The following is a 6,000-nucleotide window of genomic DNA, read 5'->3' as shown; positions in this document are numbered from 1 at the left end:
TCAGGCAGAAGAACTCCTACTACGGGGCGTTCTACCGGCGGATCGCCACCCGCCGGGGGAAGCAGCGGGCCCTGGTCGCTGTCATGCACAAGCTCACCGTCGCGATCTGGCATGTCCTGCACGACAGGACCGGACACAAGGACCTCGGCGCCGACTACCACACGAGGAAGAACCCGCAACGCGCGATGCGACGCATGATCCGCGAAGCGAACGCCCTCGGCCTCACCATCCGCTTCGACCCCGCCTGACCGGACCCAGCCCACCCAACCCGCCACAACCAGCCGATCAAGCCCCGACCCGCGGCTCACGTCAGTTTTTCGTGTCAGGAGTGAGGATTATGGCTGCTGCAGCAGCCGAAATCCTCACTTCTTGCGGATTGCCAGGTGACGCCGTGTCCCGATTTTCACTATTGGCATGAATTGTTGGCGCGGTGCTGCGGCGGAGGATCCCCGGTAGGTCGACGTGCGGTGGGCGGGCACGGACCTCCAGGTCAATATCGGTGACCTGGGATCCGCCGCATCTCGGGATTGCGCGACGCGCTCCCAGCCCCAGCGGCCAAGAACCTCAGCTCTTACCCGGCAGCAACACAACCGCCGCAGAAGACCCACGCCGCCGCTCGAAGAGTTGAGGATATCGGTCGTTCCGGTGACCAAATCCTTGGGTTTTTCTCGGCGGCAGCGGCCGCAGCGCGCTGTTCGCGACCGGCACGCTGGCATCGAACAGAGAAAAACCGGGGAGCTCCGCTCCGGACGGATCAGCGGGACGGGTTCCGCGGGTGGAGAACTCCGGGATCGGCCAACGGTGCCGGCCCGCTCCGGAACCGCCACGCCCCGGCAAGCGGGACGACCGCGGAGATCGTCTGCGGAACGGGCGCGGGCAGTTTGCCAGAGACGGCCGGGCTCGTCGTCGCCGGGACCAGACTGCTGATCGCCGCGCCACCCGGCACCGCGCTGCCGGGCGCCAGGCCATCGGGTGGCGGACTGACGGGCGCCGGGCCGTTGCCCAGCACCTGGGTCGCGACGAGCGTCCCGCCCACGCCGACCACCCGGACACCGGCCCTGTCCGCGGGCAGCGACACCAGGACCGCCGTGCCGGCCCCGACCTCGACCCGACTGCCGTCCACCCAGGCCGTCGCGGCCCGGTCGGGCGCGACCAGTACGAGTGCGCCGGCGGTCCACCTCGGCACCGGTGCCGCCGCGACGACGAGCCGTGACGGGGTAGGCCCGGCGGCACCCGTCTCCCCGACGACCAGGCCGTCCCAGCGAGGACGCTCAGGCGCGGTCGCGGCGACCCAGGCAGGCCCGACCGACGTGCCGGTGGGCAGCGCAAGCGCCGCGACGACCCCGGTTCCGTCCGCCGACTCGACGAGCAGGGCTGACGGCGTCGCCGACGGCAGGGCCACCGGCCGGTGCACCGTCGTCGACGCCGGAATCCGCACCGCTTCCAGGCCGACGGGAACATGGCCGCCGGCACTCGTCATCACGGTGACGCGGACCGTCGCCGCCCCGCCCGGGGCTGAGAGCACCAGCTCCGCCGGCGGCTGCCGTGGGCCGCCAGCAGTCGCCGCCGGGGTGAGCAGACCGCCCACCAACGCCCTGGCCGCCGGTTCGGCAGTCGGCGGGACCGGTGTGGCCTGCCGTGGTCCGCTTCCGGTGGCGCGGTCGACCAGCCAGCTCAGCACCCGTCCCGTGCGGGCCTGCACGTCGATGGCGGTCGTCTCGGCTTCGGGAGCGAACTCCGTGAGGCGCCGCCCGACCGTCCGGCCGGGAGGGATGGTGATCTCCGTCCGCGGCGCCGCGCCGTTCGACGACACCGCGCCCACGTCCACCCGCGCGGGTCGTGGGCCGGGGTTTGCCAGATACAGGACGGGGTCGCGGCCCGCGAGGGTGGACGGGCCAGCGAACCAGGTCCGCGCGCGAGGTTGCTCGCAGCGGGCCCGCAGCGGGCCCGCTCCCGCCCCGGGCGACGTCACCGTGGCGGTGAGGCCGGCCGCTGCCGGGCCGGCAGCGACGAGCCGCAGCGGGCCGCCAGCCTGGCCGGCAGCGGTCGCCTCGCCGGCGCCAGTCACCGCGCCGATGTCAGCCGCGCCGCCGGTACCAGTCACGTCGCCGGTGCCAGTCGCCTCGATGCTGTCAGCGCCCTCGTCGCTGTCAGCGCTCTCGCCGCTGTCAGCGCCCTCACCGGCGAAGGACGGGTCGGTGGGTGGGAGGAACAACAGCTCGTCATGCTGACGATCGCCACCGAGCAGCTCCTGGCCACGGGACGGCTGGACCGACCCACCCGGCCCCGACCCGCGCACCAGATCGACAATCTGCGCGACCCGGTTGCCCAGGCCCAGGTCAGGGCACAGCAGCGTGACGGCGGTGACCGGCTTCGGCTGGGACGACGGCGGACGGGTGCCCGCTGTCGTCAACGCGGACGCGCCCAGCGCCGCCAGGCAGACGAGACCGAGCGGGGCGAGCACCCGGGGAACCCGCCGTCTCGATCGACCGTTGTCAGGCCGCATCGCGAGGCCCTCCCCGCCGCACCGGAGGCTGCTGTCGAGCTGGCGGCCGACGCCGGAGCCGCCTGGTCGGCACACACCCCGTGAGGGCGGCCAGGACGCCCACGGTCAGCACGGTTCCCGCGGCCACGGCGGTGGCGAGCACGGCGTCCCGGTGCCGCCCGTGGTCGTAGGAGATCCGCAGCAGGCCGCCGCCTTCCGGGAGGTCGAAGGCCTGTGCCCAGCCCGACACCACAGCCGCGGGTAGCTGCCGACCGTCCAGGGTCGCCCGCCATCCCGGGTCGGCGGGCTCGGCGAGGACCACGCGGCGGCCCGCCGTGCCGGCCGGGAGCCGCGCCGTGCCGGCGAGTCCGGCGGCGGTCGGCCCGAATCCGTCCAGGGCCGTGCCCACGCGCTGCCCGGTCGCCGGGTGCCCCGCGGACGTCCCGGCGCCGCCCCGGACAAGCCGCACGAGCGCGGCGGGCTGGTTCTCACCGGTCGCGGGGTCCACTGGCCGCCAGACCAGGACGCCGGCACCGAGCCGGTCACGCCACAGGCCGCCTACGGCGTCCAGCGCCGCGAGCAGCGACGGGTCCGCGTCCTCGGGGGTGACGACCGCCACGACGCCGAACGCAGCCAGACCGTCAGCGGCATCCGGGACGCCGGCTGACAGATCCGCGACGAGGCGGGCCAGGGCGCCCGAGGCGTTCGAAGGGCAGTAGGGGGAGGCCTGCGGGAAGCCTGGGCCATCCTGTGTCGCGAGCGTGTAGCTGGCCCGATCCGGGGGTGTGCCGCGTAGTACCAGGACCCGGGCACCGGTTCCGCCCGTCCTGGTCAGGCCGGCGATGGAGCGGGCCAGGGCCTCGTCCGGCCGTTCCGTCGCCGGCGCGACGAGGAAGCCCACGGCGAACGCGGGCACCGCGACGGCGGTGAGCAGACCGGCCACCAGCGAGGCACCGCGCGCGCCCCACGAGCGCCGGCCCGCCGCCGGCCGGCCGGCGGCCTCCTCGGCGCGGCCCTCGGTCACCGGACGACCGGCCGTGGGCCCGGACATCCGGGCCGCACCGATGACGATCAGCAGGCCGGCGCAGGCGAGGCCGTACTGCGGGCCCACCCAGACACCGGTCAGCGCACTCGCGGCCGTGGCCACGGGCGGGGACGCCGCGTCCGGCCAGGCGTGAGCGAGGGGCACGGCAAGGGCCACCTCGAGCAGGCCGGCGCCGGCGAGCGCCCAGCCGACCGCCCCGTTCCTCCCGCCGCCCCGGGCCGTGCGTGGGCTCGTGCCCGCTTCCGGGCTCGTGCCCGTGTGTGAGCCCATGCGTGAGCCCGTGCCCGTGCCGGTGCGGAGGCAGGTGGCCCGCAGCCGCGACAACACGATGAGCAGGACGCAAAGGACCACAAAAAGCCACAGGGCGGTCGCGCGGGCCTCATCACCGGGTGCGCCGGCGATGAGGCCGGTCCGTTCGGAGCCGGACAGCTGGGCGAGCCCCACCGCCGCCCACAGGCCGGGACGACCCGCGACCGCGGCGGGCACCAGGGGGAGCATCCCGACACACAGCACGCAGAGCAGGCTGAGCAGGCCCACGGCGAGCGGGGCCGTCGACCAGCCGGCCGCACCCGGGCCGCGCGCGCCTCGGGGCGCCCGGCGCCCGGCCCGACGGGATGCCCAGAAGGCCACCGGAAGGCCCACCAGCGCGACAATCGCCAGCAGCGGCGCACAGGCCACGACTACGGCGAGCCCCACCGCGAGACGCCACGCCGGCCAGTCGCCGAACCAGACCGCCCGGTGCTGGCCGCGCAGCACCTGGTCGCCGGCCGCCAGCACGGTGGGGAGCACGGCCAGCGCCACGGCGGTCTCGAGCCGGCCGGCCACCACCGACTCCACCATCGGTGGGGAGACCGCGTACAGCGCCGCGAGGCCGACGCGCACCCGCGCCGAGCCGGTGATGCGGGCCGACGCGAGGTAGGTGCTCGACGCGGCCACCGCGGGGGCCAGCGCGAGCAGGACCGAACAGAGGGCGGGGACGTCCAGGCCGACCGGTGCCACGATGGAGGCCAGCAGGGCGAGCCCGGGCGTCCAGGGCGGAGCCGGACCCGCCCAGCCGAGTGCCCCGCCAGCCACGTCGTGCCAACCAGACCACACGATGGACCACAAATCGCCCGCGGTTCGGGGCATCGGCACTCCGCCACCGACCAGGTCCGCGGGCAGCCGGCGCACCGCGGCTGCTCCGGCCGTCAGGAGCACCGCCGTCAGCGCCGCAAAGGCCCGGGGCGGGGTCGCGTTCCGGGCGCCGACCCGGCCCCGCACGGCCAGGCTGGCCTGGCTGCCGGCGCCGACGCCGACGCCGGCGGCCAGGCCGCCATCCGGATCGTGATCGGGATCGGGATCGGCGCCGGTATCGGAATCGAGGTCGAGGCCGGTGCCCGTGGGGCGGCGCGGGAGCAGCTCCCGCACCACCCGGCGCGGGACCACCGCGCGACGGCCCGCCCGACGCCGCAGCCGTGCCAGCCTCCACGGCTGGGCGAGGACAGCGCTCACCACCCATACCTCGGCCACCGCTGCGTGCCAACGGCCGCCCCGGTGCGACAGCCGCGCGCAGGCGCGGGCAGCCCCGGCGACGCCCAGCGCGATCAACGCGAACGGCAGCAGCGGGGCGGCGGTGAGCGCCAGCCGCACCCGCATACCGGCGGCTCTCGCGGCCCGGTCGAGGGCCGCCTGGTCGGATCTGGCCGCCCCGCCGGCCCGCACGCTCCCGGCCTGCCCGGCCTGCCCGGCCCGCTCGGACCGCTCGGACCGCTCGGACCGCTCGTCGAGCCGGGGAAGCAGCGGGATATCGACCCGGGCCGTCGGTCTGATCGCCACCACGGCCCGGGGGACCGCCACCACCCGCAGGCCTGCCCTCGCCGCGCGCACGCCCAGGTCGAGGTCGAGACCCGCCGTGAGATCGACGGCGAGCCCACCGAGCCGCTCCCAGGCCGCGGCCCGGATCAGCATTCCCGTGCAGGAGACCGCCAGCACATCCCGCACGGCGTCGTGCAGACCGGTCGCGCCTCGCGTGACGCGCCGCCCCGCCCGGTCGACGGTCACGCCGGCCTCGAGTGGGACGCCGGCCGCCCGTGCGGAGCCGGCCGCCGGCTGGGAACCCGCCACCTGTGGGGCCCCGTTATCGGAGGCCGCGTGCAGGCTGGGGCCGAGGACCGCGGCGCTCCGGTCGACCCGGGCGTAGGTGAGCAGGCGGTCCAGTGCGTCGTGCGCAGGCACGGCGCCGTCGTGGAGAAGCCAGTAGAAGACGTCGGGGTCGCCCGCCCGGTCCACCCGCGAGACGGCGGCGGCGACGGCGACACCGAACGAGGTCGTGCTCGGAAGGTTCAGTACCTCGTGGCGCGACTCGGCCCCGGCGGGCTGTGAAGCGCGTTGCGACGGGATGGCGAGGCCACCGAGGCGCACCACGATGATCCGCTCCGGGGGGCGGAACGCGGTGGCAAGCGCTGCCACCGCCCCGCCCGGATCACCCGGG

The 6,000-nt window shown here is 75.7% G+C and carries 2 protein-coding genes and 1 pseudogene; 1 reads left to right on the top strand and 2 read right to left on the bottom strand.

Features of this window, described 5'->3' with window-relative positions; translation table 11 throughout:
* A pseudogene (locus tag AWX74_RS39830) lies at positions 1-248 on the top strand (IS110 family transposase); the annotation flags it as partial.
* A gap of 506 nt (positions 249-754) precedes the next feature.
* On the opposite strand, the gene AWX74_RS05065 reads toward AWX74_RS39830, so the two are convergent.
* Together AWX74_RS05065 and AWX74_RS05060 are read right to left on the bottom strand one after the other, a co-directional pair.
* The gene (locus tag AWX74_RS05065; RefSeq protein ID WP_091272126.1) at positions 755-2,506 is read right to left on the bottom strand and encodes a DUF5719 family protein; all 1,752 of its coding nucleotides are present in this window, start codon (positions 2,504-2,506) and stop codon (positions 755-757) included.
* Positions 2,496-5,978, bottom strand: coding sequence for a glycosyltransferase family 2 protein (locus tag AWX74_RS05060; protein WP_242666074.1), 3,483 nt, complete (start codon positions 5,976-5,978; stop codon positions 2,496-2,498). The genes AWX74_RS05065 and AWX74_RS05060 overlap by 11 nt, the downstream gene beginning before the upstream one ends.
* Positions 5,979-6,000 lie beyond the last annotated feature (22 nt).

The organism is Parafrankia irregularis (genome assembly GCF_001536285.1).
GTDB classification, from domain to species: Bacteria; Actinomycetota; Actinomycetes; order Frankiales; family Frankiaceae; genus Parafrankia; species Parafrankia irregularis.
Note: the sequence above shows the minus strand (reverse complement) of the source record. Positions and strands in the feature narration are given on the sequence as shown.

What these genes read in the sequence shown, in the direction of transcription:
- AWX74_RS05065 (WP_091272126.1), bottom strand. Translation starts at nt 2,506, where the DNA reads ATGCGGCCTGACAACGGTCGATCGAGACGGCGGGTTCCCCGGGTGCTC.